16 protein-coding genes are annotated in these 14,215 nt (G+C 72.1%); 7 read left to right on the top strand and 9 right to left on the bottom strand.

Annotated elements, in window-relative coordinates; translation table 11 throughout:
- Window positions 1-3: 3 nt before the first annotated feature.
- Window positions 4-834, bottom strand: coding sequence for a monofunctional biosynthetic peptidoglycan transglycosylase (gene mtgA / locus V8J39_RS08715; protein ID WP_336460501.1), 831 nt, complete (start codon window positions 832-834; stop codon window positions 4-6).
- 208 nt (window positions 835-1,042) lie between these two features.
- Between mtgA and V8J39_RS08710 the strand changes: the two genes are divergently transcribed.
- From V8J39_RS08710 to lpxK, 3 genes are read left to right on the top strand one after another with little or no spacing between them, the layout of a single operon-like run.
- Entirely contained in the window at window positions 1,043-1,288 is a 246-nt protein-coding gene (locus tag V8J39_RS08710; protein WP_336460500.1) for a DUF4170 domain-containing protein, read from the top strand.
- A gap of 32 nt (window positions 1,289-1,320) precedes the next feature.
- Window positions 1,321-2,580, top strand: coding sequence for a 3-deoxy-D-manno-octulosonic acid transferase (locus V8J39_RS08705; protein WP_336460499.1), 1,260 nt, complete (start codon window positions 1,321-1,323; stop codon window positions 2,578-2,580).
- Entirely contained in the window at window positions 2,580-3,557 is a 978-nt protein-coding gene (gene lpxK, locus V8J39_RS08700; protein WP_336460498.1) for a tetraacyldisaccharide 4'-kinase, read from the top strand. The genes V8J39_RS08705 and lpxK overlap by 1 nt, the downstream gene beginning before the upstream one ends.
- Before the next feature lie 43 nt (window positions 3,558-3,600).
- Here the strand turns inward: lpxK and V8J39_RS08695 are convergent, their stop codons facing one another.
- Genes V8J39_RS08695 through V8J39_RS08685 form a run of 3 tightly spaced genes read right to left on the bottom strand, consistent with a single transcriptional unit; the run spans window position 3,601 to window position 5,937 of the window.
- Window positions 3,601-4,749: a CaiB/BaiF CoA transferase family protein gene (locus tag V8J39_RS08695; RefSeq protein ID WP_336460497.1), complete on the bottom strand. Its 1,149-nt coding sequence runs from the start codon at window positions 4,747-4,749 to the stop codon at window positions 3,601-3,603.
- A 4-nt stretch (window positions 4,750-4,753) separates the two neighbouring features.
- The gene (locus V8J39_RS08690) at window positions 4,754-5,452 is read right to left on the bottom strand and encodes a DsbA family protein (protein ID WP_336460496.1); all 699 of its coding nucleotides are present in this window, start codon (window positions 5,450-5,452) and stop codon (window positions 4,754-4,756) included.
- Between the two features lie 8 nt (window positions 5,453-5,460).
- Window positions 5,461-5,937: a DUF721 domain-containing protein gene (locus V8J39_RS08685; RefSeq protein WP_336460495.1), complete on the bottom strand. Its 477-nt coding sequence runs from the start codon at window positions 5,935-5,937 to the stop codon at window positions 5,461-5,463.
- 252 nt (window positions 5,938-6,189) lie between these two features.
- Here V8J39_RS08685 and V8J39_RS08680 point away from each other — a divergent pair, with 252 nt between their 5' ends.
- Together V8J39_RS08680 and V8J39_RS08675 are read left to right on the top strand one after the other, a co-directional pair.
- Window positions 6,190-7,245, top strand: coding sequence for an A/G-specific adenine glycosylase (locus tag V8J39_RS08680; RefSeq protein WP_336460494.1), 1,056 nt, complete (start codon window positions 6,190-6,192; stop codon window positions 7,243-7,245).
- A 63-nt stretch (window positions 7,246-7,308) separates the two neighbouring features.
- Entirely contained in the window at window positions 7,309-8,448 is a 1,140-nt protein-coding gene (locus tag V8J39_RS08675; protein ID WP_336460493.1) for an alkane 1-monooxygenase, read from the top strand.
- On the opposite strand, the gene V8J39_RS08670 is transcribed toward V8J39_RS08675, so the two are convergent.
- The 5 genes from V8J39_RS08670 to V8J39_RS08650 form a co-directional block, all read right to left on the bottom strand.
- Window positions 8,449-9,234 carry a hypothetical protein gene (locus tag V8J39_RS08670; RefSeq protein WP_336460492.1) on the bottom strand — a complete coding sequence of 262 codons (786 nt, stop codon included), beginning with the start codon at window positions 9,232-9,234 and terminating at the stop codon, window positions 8,449-8,451.
- Entirely contained in the window at window positions 9,231-10,310 is a 1,080-nt protein-coding gene (locus V8J39_RS08665; RefSeq protein ID WP_336461181.1) for a GSCFA domain-containing protein, read from the bottom strand. The genes V8J39_RS08670 and V8J39_RS08665 overlap by 4 nt, the downstream gene beginning before the upstream one ends.
- Before the next feature lie 237 nt (window positions 10,311-10,547).
- Complete coding sequence (locus tag V8J39_RS08660) at window positions 10,548-11,669, bottom strand: site-specific DNA-methyltransferase (RefSeq protein WP_336460491.1); 1,122 nt, start codon at window positions 11,667-11,669, stop codon at window positions 10,548-10,550.
- A gap of 91 nt (window positions 11,670-11,760) precedes the next feature.
- Window positions 11,761-12,456: a ribonuclease HII gene (locus tag V8J39_RS08655; RefSeq protein ID WP_336460490.1), complete on the bottom strand. Its 696-nt coding sequence runs from the start codon at window positions 12,454-12,456 to the stop codon at window positions 11,761-11,763.
- A gap of 56 nt (window positions 12,457-12,512) precedes the next feature.
- The gene (locus V8J39_RS08650) at window positions 12,513-13,061 is read right to left on the bottom strand and encodes a hypothetical protein (protein ID WP_336460489.1); all 549 of its coding nucleotides are present in this window, start codon (window positions 13,059-13,061) and stop codon (window positions 12,513-12,515) included.
- Window positions 13,062-13,238: 177 nt separating this feature from the next.
- Here V8J39_RS08650 and V8J39_RS08645 point away from each other — a divergent pair, with 177 nt between their 5' ends.
- Together V8J39_RS08645 and V8J39_RS08640 are read left to right on the top strand one after the other, a co-directional pair.
- Window positions 13,239-13,529 (top strand): hypothetical protein, encoded by a 291-nt coding sequence (locus V8J39_RS08645; protein ID WP_336460488.1) that lies wholly within the window; start codon window positions 13,239-13,241, stop codon window positions 13,527-13,529.
- Window positions 13,501-14,205, top strand: coding sequence for a winged helix-turn-helix domain-containing protein (locus V8J39_RS08640; protein ID WP_336460487.1), 705 nt, complete (start codon window positions 13,501-13,503; stop codon window positions 14,203-14,205). Before V8J39_RS08645 ends, V8J39_RS08640 begins: the two co-directional genes overlap by 29 nt.
- The last annotated feature ends 10 nt before the right edge of the window (window positions 14,206-14,215 follow it).

Genomic DNA, 14,215 nt, shown 5'->3' with positions numbered 1-14,215 from the left:
CGGTCAGAGCGGCTCGGGTTCGAAGCAGGCGGCGCGGCCGTCGGCGCGGATCGTCGCCGCGCCGTCCTCGATCCCGCGCGCACGCCGCTCCAGCCAGTTCGACGGGCGCGCCGCGTCGCGCTCCTTGGGGGCGGGCAGAACCGCGGCCAGGCGCGCGGCCTGGCGCGGCGTCAGCTCTGCCGCCGAGACGCCGAAATAGTGCCGCGCTGCCGCCTCGACGCCGAAGACGCCATCGCCCATCTCGGCCACGTTCAGGTAGATCTCGAGAATGCGCCGCTTGGACCAGAAGGTTTCCACCGCCGGGGTCAGCACCGCCTCGAGCGCCTTGCGCGGCCAGCTGCGGCCCTGCCACAGGAAGACGTTCTTGGCCACCTGCTGGCTGAGGGTCGAGGCGCCGCGCTGCGCGCCGCGGTCCAGCGCGTCGCGGATCGCGGCCATGTCGAAGCCCCAGTGCAGGCAGAAATTCGCATCCTCCGCCGCGACGACAGAGCGCGCCATCACCGGCGCGATCCGGTCCATCGCCACCCAGTCGTGCTGCAGCTGTCCCAGCCGCAGCCGCTCGGCGAACATGTAGGGGGTCCAGACCGGGTTGACGAAGCGCAGCGCCAGGAGGACCAGCGCCAGCACCACCACGACCCGCAGCAGCCAGCGCCGGAACCAGCGCTTCCAGCCGCCCTTCGGCCGCAGCGCCGGCGCGGCGACGGCGGGCGCCGCACCGCCCTTGCCGCCGGATTTGCCGCCGGTCTTGCCACCATCGCGCTTCGCCCGCCGCCCGCCGCTGCCGCGCGCGTCGGTGGTGCGTCCCGCCTGTCTGTCGCCTTGCCTGCCTGCCATGCGCGCTGATTGTCACGTCCGTGCCGCCCGGGTCAAGAAAAGCCGCGCGCCACCGGGCGCCGGCGTCGCCCGTGCAGCCCCGATCCCGCAACCGCAAGGGGTTACCGCCCCGAACCGCCACCGTCCATTCGCCGGAACACCCTCCCTTGATTGAGCTTTCGACGCCTGTCATGTAGGGTGCAGCCATCCCCGGCAGCAGGAGAGTCCCATGGCCCAGCGCCTTCACCTGGTCTTCGGCGGCGAGCTCGTCTCGCCCGGCAAGAACGTCTTCAAGGACGTGAGCAAGATCCATGTCGTGGGGATCTACCCCGACTATGCCTCGGCCCATTCCGCCTGGAAGGCCGAGGCCCAGCGCACCGTCGACGACGCCCACACCCGCTATTTCATCGCGCATCTGCACCGCCTGCGCGACGAGGAGGCGCCGGCCGGCGCCACCGAGGAACTCGGGGTCTGATCCTCGCAACCACGCGGTGAGACGGCGGTGTGATGGCGAAGTCGCTTGCGCTCTGGCTTGCGCTCTACCGGGCCCGCGGCGGCGCGGACCCGGCCGCGTCCGGCACCCCGCCCATCCCCGAGGGCGCGGGCCCGCTGGTCTGGCTGCGGCAGGGGCCGGGTTCGGGCCTTGCCGGGCTGGGCCTGCTGGCGCAGCGGCTGCGGCGCGCGCGTCCCGACCTGAGGCTGTTGGTCACCCCGGTGGCCGGCACCACCGAGGCCGAGACCGAGGCCGCGCATTTCCCGGCCGGCACCGCGATCTGCGGTGCCCCCGAGGAGCGCACCGGCCCGGTCGCGGGCTTTCTCGATCGCTTCCGCCCCGCGCTGATCGTGCCGACGGGCGCGGGCCTGCCGACCGTCACGCTCGCGGCGGCGCATGACCGCGGGCTGCCGGTGGTCTATGCCGACGCGCTGATGACGATCGAGGACTGGCGCGGCTGGCGGTGGCACTCGAGCCTCGCCTCGGCGCTGCTCGACCGGTGCGACGTGATCCTCGCGCAGGATGGCGACAGCCTGCGTCGGCTGCGGCGCTTGGCCGGCCACGCGCTGCCGATCGAGCTGACCGGCACCATCGAGGGCAGCAGCGAGCCGCCGCCGGCGAACGAGGCCGAGCGCGAGGCGCTGGCGCTGATGCTGCGCGCCCGCCCGGTCTGGTTCGCCCCCGGCACGACCCCCGCCGACGAGGAGGCGATCCTGGCGGCGCATCTGCGCGCCAGCCAGTACGCGCACCGGATGCTGCTGATCCTTGCGCCCGCGGACCCGTCGCGCGGGGGCGAGATCGCGGACCGGCTTGCAGGGCAGGGGATCGAGGTCGCGCTGCGCTCGCGCGACGAGGAGCCCGAGGCCGAGGTCCAGGTCTTCGTCGCCGACGGCGAGCCGGAACACGGGCTGTGGTACCGCCTCGCCCCCGTCACCTTCATGGCCGGCACCTTCGGCGCGGGCACGTCGGGCGCGCGCAGCCCGATGGAGCCTGCCGGGCTCGGCTCGGCGATCCTGCACGGGCCGGCGCATGGCGGCTACGCGCCGATCTACGCCCGGCTCGCGGCGGCGGGCGCGGCGCGCCAGGTCGCCGCCGAGGAGGCGCTGGCCGAGGCGCTGGTCGACCTGATCGCCGCCGACCGTGCCGCGGCGCTGGCCCATGCCGCCTGGGGGGTCTCGTCCGGCGGGGCGAGCGCGGCCGAGGAGGTCGCGCGCCAGATCCTGCAGCGGCTGCCCGGCGCGTCGCAGGCGCAGGGCCTGAAGGGCGCGGCCTGATGCGCACGCCGGATTTCTGGAACCGCCCGGCCGGCTGGCAGGCGCGGCTGCTGGCGCCGCTGGGGGCGCTTTATGCCGCGGGCACCGCGCGCCGGATCGCGTCGAAGCCCGGGCTGGCGCCGGGCGTGCCGGTGATCTGCGTCGGCAATCTGACCGCCGGCGGCACCGGCAAGACGCCCACCGTCACCGCGCTGGTGCAGCGGCTCGCGGCCCGCGGGGCGGCGGCGCACGTGCTCAGCCGCGGTCACGGCGGCAGCCTCGGGCGCGCGGCGCCGGTGCGGGTCGACGAACGGCGCCACACGGCCGACGAGGTCGGCGACGAGCCGCTGCTGCTGTCGGCCTTCGCGCCGACCTGGGTGTCGCGCGATCGTGCGGCGGGGGCCCGGGCGATGGTCGCGGCGGGGGCGGACGTGATCGTGATGGACGACGGTTTCCAGAACCCGGACCTTGCCAAGGACCTGTCGATCCTGGTGATCGATGCCGCGCGCGGCTTCGGCAACGGGTACTGCCTGCCCGCGGGGCCGCTGCGCGAGCCGGTCGCGGCGGGGCTGGCACGGGCCGACCTGCTGCTGACGATCGGCGCCGATGCGGCGCAGGACCGGTTCCGCTGCGACATCGCCCTGCCGCGGCTGCGCGGCGCGCTGCGGCCGCTGCCCACCGGTATGGACTGGCGCGGGCTGAAGGTGCTCGCGGTTGCGGGGATCGGCCATCCGCAGAAATTCTTCGACACGCTCGCCGCCGAGGGGGCCGAGATCCTGCGCGCCGAGCCGCTGGAGGATCACCAACCCTACACGCCGCAGTTGCTGACCCGGCTGGCGGCCGAGGCCAAGCTGCTGGGCGCGCAGATCGTCACCACCGAGAAAGACGCCGCGCGGATGCCGGCGCGGTTCCGGCCGCAGGTGCTGACGCTGCCGGTGCGGCTGGAGGTCGGGGACTGGAGCGCGCTCGACGAGGCGCTGGCGCGGCTGGGGCTCTGACCCGGCGCCGAAGCGCCGGGGCGCGGCGCCGGGGCGCGCCGGGTCAGTCCGCGACCTTGGCCGCGATTTCGTCCCAGATGCGATCGTTGTCGGCGCCGAGGCGGGGCGAGGCCGCGGCAAGCGCCAGCTCGGCCTCGGCGAAGCGGATCGGGCTGCGCACGCCCGGCACGCCCTCGGGCGCGATGCGCAGGCCGCGCGCGATGACCTGCGGATCGGCGAAGACCTCGGCCATGTCGTTGATCGGGCCGGCGGGCACGCCCGCGCCCTCGCAGGCGGCCAGCAGATCGGCCTTGGCCCAGCCCTTCGTCGCCGCGCCGATCGTGGCGACCAGCGCGGCGCGGTTGGCGATGCGGTCGGCGTTGGTCAGGTAGTCGGGCGCCTCGGCCAGGCCGGGCAGGCCGAGCAGGGCGCACAGCCTGCGGTACTGCCCGTCGTTGCCGGTGGCGATGATCAGGAAGCCGTCGGCGCAGTCGAAGACCTGGTAGGGCACGAGATTGGGATGGGCATTGCCAAGGCGCGTGGGCGCGGTGCCGGTGGCAAGGTAGTTCATCGCCTGGTTCGCCATCACCGCCGTCGCCACGTCCATCAGCGACATGTCGATGCGGTCGCCACGCCCGGTGCGGCCGCGCGCGACCAGCGCCGCGAGCACGGCGGTGGCGGCGTAGATCCCGGTGAAGAGGTCGATCACCGCCACGCCCACCTTCTGCGGCTGGGCCCCCGGTTCACCGGTCACGCTCATCAGCCCGGACATGCCCTGGATGATGTAGTCGTAGCCCGCGCGATGCGCATAGGGCCCGTCCTGGCCGAAGCCGGTGACCGAGCAGTAGACCAGGTCGGGATGCGCCGCCGCGAGGCTTTCGCCGTCGAGGCCGAATTTTGCCAGGCCGCCGACCTTGAAGTTCTCGATCACCACGTCCGCCGTCGCGATCAGCGCCTTGACGCGGGCGAGGTCGCCCGGGTCGCGGAAGTCGGCGGTGACCGAGGCCTTGCCGCGGTTGGTGCCGTGGAAATAGGCCGCCGCGCGCTCGCCCCCGTGTTCCAGGAACGGCGGGCCCCAGCGGCGGGTGTCGTCGCCCTCGGGCGCCTCGACCTTGATCACCTCGGCGCCCAGGTCGGCCAGAAGCTGGCCACACCAGGGACCCGCGAGAATCCGCGCCAGCTCGACGACGCGCAGCCCTTCCAGCGGCTTCATCGGATCAGCCGAGCTCGGCGTCGAGCAGCTTCGAGAACTCGTCGTAGTCCATGTTCGAATGCTTGGTGCCGTTGATGAAGAAGGTGGGCGTCGCGTTCACGCCGTCGGCCTCGGCGTTCTTCTGGTAGGTGGCGACCATCGACTGCGCCATCGCGCTGTCGTTCAGGCAGGCGTCGATCTGCTCGCGCGACAGGCCGGCCTTGGCGCCGATCTTGCGCAGGTTGTCGGCGATCTCGGTCGGCTGGCCCGAGCCGATCCATTCCTTCTGCTGATCGTAGAGCATGTCGACGATGCCGTAATACCGCATCTCGCCGCCGCATTGCGCGACCATGCCCGCCCAGAGCCCGAACTTGTCGAAATAGACCTCGCGCAGGGTGAACTTCACCTTGCCGGTGTCGATGTAGTTCTTCTTGAACTCGGGCCAGACCGTCTCGTGCCAGTGCTGGCAGTGCGGGCAGGTGAAGCTGGCGTATTCCACCACCGTCACCGGCGCATCGGGCTGGCCGATGACCATGTCGGGTCGGATCGCGGCATCGGCGGGGGCGTCCTGCGCCAGCGCGGCGCCGGCCGGGATCGCGCTCTGGCCCAGGCCCAGCCCCCGCTCGAGGCCGCGGGCCAGCCACGAGCCGCCGCCGACGAGGGCTGCGGAGAGAAGCGCGAGGGTGAAGGTGCGACGCTGCATCTGGAATAGGCCTTTCATCATGGATCCCGTCAGGCCTTCGGCCCGCGGGAGAGCACGTTCTGCGCCAGCCGCTCGAGCGCGGCATGGAGCGTGGGGTCGGTCACGCCCTCGGCCACCTCGCGCGCGCGGGCGCAGGTCTCGGGCGTGGGCGCGGGGCGGGGTTTCGGGGGCGCGGGCATCTCGCCGAAGCCCTCGGGGGCGGTCTGGGTCAGCCGCACCCGGGCGATGGCGTTGTAGCCATAGCAGGCGTTCACCCGGTCGCGGATCCGCGGCAGCTCCATCTGCACCCGCGGCGCGGCGGGGCCGGTGACCAGCAGCGTCAGCGTGGCGCCGAAGCCGTCCTTGGCGGCATAGCCGATCTTGACCGGGCGGGCGAGGCGCGCGGTCTCGTCTCCCACGATCTCGGACCAGTCGGTGAGCAGCCGGGCGACGGCGAAGCCGCGGGCCTCGCCGGCGGTGCGGATCTTGTCGGCCAGCAGGCCCGAGGCGGCCTCGAACCCGCGCATGCGTCGGGCGCCCGGCCCCTTCGGGGCGGCGCTGCGGGTTTTGGTCGGGCGGTCGCTCTTGTCCGGCATCACGCTCGCGGGGTCTCTGGCCTCGTCAATTCCGGCTGCTATCTTTAGGGTAGCCGCCGCCCCGCGCCAGCCAAATGCGCGCACGGGGCCTGTGCGAGGCATAAAGAATGCGTGACGCGAGGACCAGCCCGGACCGCCGGCCGGGCCGGGCGGGCGCGCGATGGAAAGGACCGGCACGCCGCGATGACGCCTGCGACAGACGAGCCCCTGGACCCCGCCGCGATCGCCCCGGCGCTGCTGGCCTGGTACGACCGCCATCACCGCGAGATGCCCTGGCGCGTCACGCCCGCCGCGCGCGCGGCCGGGGCGCGGCCCGATCCCTACCGGGTCTGGCTGTCCGAGGTGATGCTGCAGCAGACCACGGTCGCCGCCGTGCGCGGCTATTTCGAGCGGTTCACGGCGCGCTGGCCGACGGTGCAGGCGCTGGCCGCGGCCGAGGATGCCGAGGTGATGGCCGAATGGGCGGGCCTTGGCTATTACGCCCGCGCCCGCAACCTGCTGAAATGCGCCCGCGCCGTCGCCGCGCTTGGCGGCTTTCCCGACCGGCGCGACGCGCTGCTGGCGCTGCCCGGGATCGGCCCCTACACCGCCGCCGCCGTCGCCGCGATCGCCCATGACGAGCCCGTCGCCGTCGTCGACGGCAATGTCGAGCGGGTGGCGTCGCGGCTGTTCGCGGTCGAGCTGCCGCTGCCGGGGGCCAAGCCCTGGCTTGCCGCCCTGGCGGTGACGCTGACACCCGAGGCGCGTCCGGGCGATTTCGCGCAGGCGATGATGGACCTTGGCGCGACGATCTGCACCCCGCGCAGGCCCGCCTGCGCGATCTGCCCGCTGACCGGCCCCTGCGGCGCCCGCGCCGCCGGCATCGCCGCCGAGCTGCCGCGCCGCACGCCGAAGCCCGAAAAGCCCGTTCGCCGCGGCACCGCCTATGTCGCGACCGACGCGGCGGGGGCGGTGCTGCTGGAGACGCGGCCGGAGCGCGGGCTGCTGGGCGGCATGCTCGGCTTTCCCGGCACCGACTGGGCCGTGGTGCCGCCGCCGCCGGCCCCGCCCTTCGCCGCCGACTGGCAGCCCGCCGCGGACCCGGTGCGCCACACCTTTACCCATTTCCACCTCGAGCTGACGGTGATGCGGGCCACCGCCCCCGCGGGCGCCAATCCCGAGCGTGGCAGCTTCGTCGCCGCCTTCGACCCGGGGGCGCTGCCGACGCTGATGCGCAAGGTCTGGGAGGCCGGCCGCTGACCCTTTCCGATCCGCGCGCTGGCGCATAGTCTCGGGCCGATGCCGACCGCTCCGGACCCGACGATGACCGCGCCCCATCCCGCCCCGCTAGGCTCCGCGCTGCCGTTCTGGCTGTCGCTGGGGATGATCCCGCTTGCGGTCGCGGGCGGGTGGTGGGGCGGCTGGGCCACGGCGCTGCTGCCGCTTTACGGCTGGGTGATGATCTCGGTGCTGGATGCGGCGCTGGGCGACAACGACGGCAATCCCGATCCGCAGACGCCCGAGGCGCGGCTGTTCTGGCATCGCGCGATCACGGTGATCTGGTTCCCGGTGCAGGCGGCGACGCTGTTCGCGATGATCTGGTGGGTCACGCATTCGGCGCGGCTCGGCACCGGCGAGAAGATCGCGCTGTTCTTCGGCATGGGCGTGATTTCGGGCACGATCGGCATCGTCTACGCGCACGAGCTGCTGCACCAGCGCAACCGGATGGAACGGTGGATGGCGGACCTGCTGCTGGCCTCGGTGCTGTATTCGCATTTCCGATCGGAGCACCTCTTGGTGCATCACCTCTATGTCGGCACCCCGCGCGACGCGGTCACCGCGCGCTACAACGAGGGGTTCCACCGCTATTTCGTCCGGGTGCTGCGCCATTGTCCCCGCTCGGCCTGGGCGGCCGAGACCCGGCTGCTGGCGCGCGCGGGCAAGGGGGCGTTCGACCGGCGCAACCCGTTCTGGCGCTTTGCGGCGCTGCAGGCACTGATGCTGGCACTGGCGCTTGCGCTGGGCGGCTGGCAGGGGCTGGCGCTGTTCCTGTGGCAGGCCTTCGTCGCGGTCTGGCAGCTGGAGCTGACCAACTATGTCGAGCACTACGGCCTGACCCGCAAGCACCTGGGCGAGGGCCGTTATGAACATGTCCTGCCGCGCCATTCCTGGAATTCGGCCGAGACGGCGTCGAACTGGCTGCTGATCAACCTGCAGCGCCATTCCGATCACCACTACAAGCCCGACCGCCGCTTTCCGCTGTTGCAGACCTACGATGCCGACGAGGCGCCGCAGCTGCCGCGCGGCTATCCGGCGATGACGGCGATGGCGATGGTGCCGCCGGTCTGGCGCCGGCGGATGAACCCGCGGGTGCGCGCCTGGCGGCGGAAGTACTATCCCGAGGTCGAGGACTGGAAACCCTACAACCGAGGCGAGACGCCGATGCCGCGCGGGTCGGTCTGACTAGCGCCGCGGCGCCGTTCCGGCGAGCGTGGCCAGCTGGTCGAGCACCAGCGCGCCGTAGGCGGCATTGGCGTGCAGGTAGTCGTCGCCCTCGTGCGGCTTCGCCATGTCGCGCGTCAGCCGAAGCGAGCCCTGGGAATATTTCGGCCGGGTGAAGAGCGGGCCGCGCAGCGTCTCGTCGGGCTGGGGCAGGAAGGCCGCGGCGGGGGCGAGCGCGGCCGCCGCGGCTTCGGTGAAGATCCGGGCCAGGCGGGTGGCATAGCCCAGCCGCCGCGCGCGCAGGAACGCGGCAAGCTGCACCGCGTCCTCGCCCAGCCAGCACGGGTTGGGCTGCGCCGCCACGATCACCGGCACCGCGCCGTCGCCGCCGATCTCGCGCGCGAGCCGTGCCGCGAGCGTGCTTTGCAGCGCGGTCACCAGCGCCTCGCGCACGAAGGCGCGGCTGGTCAGGACTTGGCCGGGCCCGGGGCTGTCCACGCAATCGGGCCAGATCACGCGCCGCAGCACCGATACCGCGCGGAACATCGACAGCTCGCACCCCGTGATCACCACCGCATCGACCCCGTCGAGCGCAAAGCGGGCGCTGCCGTTCAGCGCCGTCAGCTGCTCCACCGCTTCGGGATCGGTCGCCTCGAGCACGCCGCCGCGCCTGCGCAGCCCGTCGAGCGCGCCGCCGGCCGCGCCGGCGAAGGCGATGTCGAGGCCCGGCCAGCGCCCCGGCTCGGCGCCATGCGCCGATTTCAGCGCGGCGACATGGGAATTGCCAAGGATCAGCAGCCGGCTCATCTGCGGAAGGCGTCCAGCAGCATCTCTTCACAGACCACCCGGTCCTCGCCGCCGTCCTCCTCGTCGCCGTCGTGGCTGCCGGGCGCGGCGGCGGGGCTGGCAGCGGGCGGGGCCTCGGTCAGCCCCTGGGCCGCAAGGAACACCGACATCACCGCCGCCACGCCCTCGGGGCGGACCTCGCGGGCGCCGGGGGCAAAGAAGGCGCCGCGCGCGGCCGGGTTGGTGACGATCTCGAAGCTGGGGAAATAGTCGACCGCGCCGGGATGGGCCGCGGCGAAGCCGCCCGCCGCCGCGCGCAGCACCGCCTTCGAGCGGGTGGTCGCCGTCAGCACGTGCTCGCCGCTGGCCGTCGCCGACAGCGAGACCGGCGAGACGGTGACGATCATCGCCATCCCCGGGCGGAAGCCTTGCAAAAGCGCGAGGATCGCCTCGAGATCGGCGCGGACCTCGGCCTGGCGGAAGTTGCGAAAGCCGTGCAGGTCGGGATCGTAGCTGCCGGCGATCACCCCGGGCGCGACGGGATAGACAAGGCCGGTCTCGCGGTTCTCCCAGGCCTCGGTCAGCCCGAGCGTGAAGACGAACACCTCGCACTCGGCCAGCATCGCGGCAAGCGCGTGCAGGTGCGCACGGCGCAGGGCCATCACCTCGCGCGCATGGCTCAGGCCCCAGGGTTCGACATTCGGGCGCAGGGCGTCATGGGCGCGGCTGCCGCGCATCCAGACCTCGGTCCGCGGCTCGCCCCCGGCGATCTCCTGCAACAGCTGCAGCATCTGCCGTGCGGTGTAGATGTTGCCGTAGCGCCCGGAATAGAGCCCGTAGCCGAAGGCGCGCAGACGTTCCTCGGACAGGGGCACGGCGAAGGCCGGCGCGGGTTCGGCATCCAGCACCGCGACCCCGGAGGCGCGCAGCGCACGCCCGATGTGCTGGGCAAAGCAAGATCCCGCCGTCGCCACCCGCGTCGCCGGCCCGATCCGGACCGCGGGGCGGTGAATGGCATGCATCGCGCCCGGATCGGCCCCGGCGGTGCCGGTGCTCCAGAAGGCCGTCGGGGGCAGCGAGGCATAGGGATGATCCATGGGCACCAGAGTATCGTCACCGCCGCGCTGCGGCCAAGCCCGTTTGCGCAGGCGATCCGCGCAGTCCATCCGCGCTGGCCATCCGCACTTGCCGGGGCATGAAAAAGCCCCGCCGCGTGCGACACGGCGGGGTCAGTGAGTGTCGCGGTCCCGGCCCGAAGGCCGAAGGGATCGCAGACACCGGCGGAACGGCCCCGGGCGCGGGCCCGGGGAATGCCGTGAAATGCGTGGGGGGCGTCAGTGCGCGGCGCGGCCGTCGGCCTCGATCTCGGCCCGGATCTGCTGGCGCAGGATGTCGATCGGGATCAGCTTGCCGTCGCGCTTGAAGTGCCAGTAGGTCCAGCCGTTGCAGCTGGGCGCGCCTTCCAGATGCGCGCCGACCTGGTGGATCGAGCCCTTGACGTCCAGCCCGATCAGCGTGCCGTCGGCACGCACCTTGGCCACGCCGCCGCGGGGGCTGAACAGTTCCTCGCCCGGGCGCAGCATGCCGCGCTCGACCACGGTGCCGAAGGGCACGCGCGGCTCGGCGCGCTTCGAGGTCGTGGTTTCCAGCGCCGCCTTGTCGAACTTGCGGATGCGCGAGATGCGCTCTTCGGCGACGCGGCGATAGTCGGCCTCGCGCTCGATGCCGATGAAGTCGCGGCCCAGCATCTTGGCGACGGCGCCGGTGGTGCCGGTGCCGAAGAACGGGTCAAGCACCACGTCGCCGGGATTGGTGGTGCCCACGAGCACGCGGTGCAGCAGCGCCTCGGGCTTCTGGGTCGGGTGGGCCTTGTCGCCGTTCGCGTCCTTCAGCCGTTCCGACCCGGTGCAGAGCGGGATCATCCAGTCCGAGCGCATCTGCACGCCTTCGTTCAGCGCCTTCAGCGCCTCGTAGTTGAAGGTGTACTTGCCGGCCTCGGATTTCGAGGCCCAGATCAGGGTCTCGTGCGCGTTGGTGAAGCGCTTGCCGCGGAAGTTCGGCATCGGGTTCGACTTGCGCCACACGACGTCGTTGAGGATCCAGAACCCCTGGTTCTGCAGCTCGGCGCCCATGCGGAAGACGTTGTGATACGACCCGATCACCCACAGCGCCCCGTTGGGCTTCAGAATCCGGCGCGCGGCCGCGAGCCAGTCGCGGGTGAAGCGGTCGTAGGCCTCGAAGCTCGAGAACTGGTCCCAGGCGTCGTCGACGGCGTCGACGCGGCTGTTGTCGGGGCGGTGCAGATCGCCCCGCAGCTGCAGGTTGTAGGGCGGATCGGCGAAGATCAGGTCGACCGAGGACTCGGGCAGGCCGCGCATCACCTCGATGCAGTCGCCGTCAATAATCGTGTTCAACGGCAAGGCCTTGGGGGCCGCCGCGGTCATCGTCTTCGCCATGTCTGCTCCTGGGTCCGGCTTGTTTTTTGGGTGCCGGTTAGATGTCCACAGGATGAGTCAGCGCCGATTCGCCGTCAAATTCTTTTTTGAATCAACGGGTTATAGAAACATCTTGATACAAGATATTGTGTACGGGCCGGAACGACCTTCTATGGTGAGGGGTCGCCCCCAGATCTAGGAGCGCCTTCAGATGCTCCCTGGTCGGGTAACCTGCGTTGTGATCCCAGCCGTAGCCGGGATGCTGTTGCGCAAGTTCCACCATGATGCGGTCGCGGTGCTGCTTCGCCACGATCGAGGCCGCCGCGATCGAGACCGAGCGCTGGTCGCCCTTGACCAGCGGCTGGCCGCGCACCGGAAAGCCGCGCGGGACCATGTTGCCGTCGATCAGCACGAGGTCGGGCGCGATCTCAAGGCTCGCCACGGCGCGGCACATCGCCAGGTGGGCCGCGCGCAGGATGTTGACCTCGTCGATCTCGGCGACGCTGGCCTCGCCGATGCCGCAGCGCGCGGACTCGAGGATCTGTGCCTCGATCCGGGCACGCTGCAGGGCCGAGAGCTTCTTGCTGTCGTTCAGCCCCTCGGGGATGCGCGCCGGGTCGAGGATCACCGCCGCCGCCACCACCGGGCCGCACAGCGGGCCGCGCCCGACCTCGTCGCAGCCCGCGACAAGGCGGGCGCCGAAGGCGAAGGCCTCGGACTCGTGGCGGTAGTCGGGGCGCTGCTGGGGGGCAGGCACCGTGGGTGCGCGGCGGCGGCGGGGGGCAAGGGGCGGGGTCGGATCGGACATGCGCCCAGAAACCGGCCCCGCCCCGTCACGTCAAGCCCGCCCGGTCACGGCCGCGCTCAGCGACGCGAGACGTCGTAGCCCTCGCGCGACAGGCAGCGAAGGTCATAGGCCTCGCGCCGGCCGTGGCGGGTGCGGACGTCGACGGCGCAGCTGTCGGGGAAGCCGCGGCCATTGACGCCGCGATAGCACTCCTCGTTGACCAGCGCGCCGCCGCGGGCGCCGCCGATGCAGCGCTGCGGGATCAGCGCGCGGCCGTTGTCGCTGCGGCGCCGGTCGCGCCGGTCGTCGTGCCAATCGCGGCCACGGCCGCCGTCGCGCCAGCCGCGCTGGTCGTTCCAGCGCGGGTCGGGCCCGCGGAACATCGGCTGGCGGCGGTCGTCGAAACGGTCGTGCGGGCGGTAGACATAGACGTTGCCGTCGCGGCGGTCGCGGCGCTGGTCCATCTGGCTCAGCACGATGCCGGCGGCGGCGATGCCGCCCAGCACGCCCAGCATCTGGCCGTTGGACATCTCGGCCCGGGCGGGGGCGGCAAGGCTGGCGGCGGCCAAGGCGGCGGCGGTGACGACGCCCGCGACGGTGCGCAGGCGGGGAATGCGGAGTGCCATCGGGTTTCCTCCTCGAAGGGGCAGCACGGCGCCGGACGCAAGGCTGCGCCGTGGATGAGGACCGATGTGACCCTCGTGCCCCAGACAGGCAATATCGCGGCATTGCTATCGCATAACAGCGGCGAATGCGCGCCGGCGACATTGAATAACGGCGGTTCCCCGCGCAGGATCGACCGCATGAAAGCGCTGCTTGCCCTGACTGTACTCGCCCTGCTGGTTGCCGCCCCCGCGCGGGCCGACTGCTATGCCGACTACAAGGCCAAGCGCGAGGGCGGCGCGTTGCAGTTGCACTACGGGGTCGCGCAGATCCCGCAGGGCGCCTGCGGCTCGGGCGCCGAGGCGGCGCGCGCGCTCGCCCCCCGTCTGGCGCGGGACGGGTGGGTTCTGCTAAACATCATGTCGATCTTCGGGCCAGAGGGGCTCGATGCGAGGAAGGCCAGTGCAGGACGATATTTCCTCCGCTACTGAGCAGCTGCGCCAGTCGAACCGCGTGCTTCTGGTCGGCATCGCCGCGATCGTCGCGATCCTTGCGGTCACGGCGGCGCTGCTGTTCGCCAACCTTCCCGACGCCAATGCCTTCAACACCCGGGTCGAACGGATCTTCGTCGACAACGACGCCCTGATCGCCCCGGCCGAGATCCGGCTGCTCGAGGTGCTGGCGCAGTCGGGCACCGCGTTTTCCGAGGTGCTGGCCAGCTACCGGATGATCATCTTCGTGCTGCTGGCCTTCTCGACCGCGCTTCTGATCGCGGCGCTGGTGTTCCTGGTGGTGATCCTGGGCCTGAACCGGCGCATGGGCACGATCCAGCGCCAGGGCATCGAGGTCGTCTCGCTGGTGATCAGCCGGGCCGAGAACGCGGTGGCGCTGAACGACTTCAGCTTCAAGCTGACCCCGGCGGCGATCGAGACGCTGTCGGTGCTGGCCGAGGCGCGGATGGACGGCGAGGTGCTGTCGGGCGCGCAGATCGAGGCGGTGATCTCGGGCCGCGACCCGGCCGATTGCGACGAGGCGGCGGGGGCCACGCGGATCAAGCGGCTGCGCGACGCGCTGGGCAACCAGCTGGTGTCCGAGCTTCTGGTGCGCAACATCGCCCGCAAGGGCTATGTGCTGTCGGTCGAAAAGGCGGCGATCCGGATGCTGTGACGGTTTATTC

Source organism: Frigidibacter sp. MR17.24 (genome assembly GCF_037095655.1).
In the GTDB taxonomy this organism is placed as follows: domain Bacteria; phylum Pseudomonadota; class Alphaproteobacteria; order Rhodobacterales; family Rhodobacteraceae; genus Frigidibacter.
Note: the sequence above shows the minus strand (reverse complement) of the source record. Positions and strands in the feature narration are given on the sequence as shown.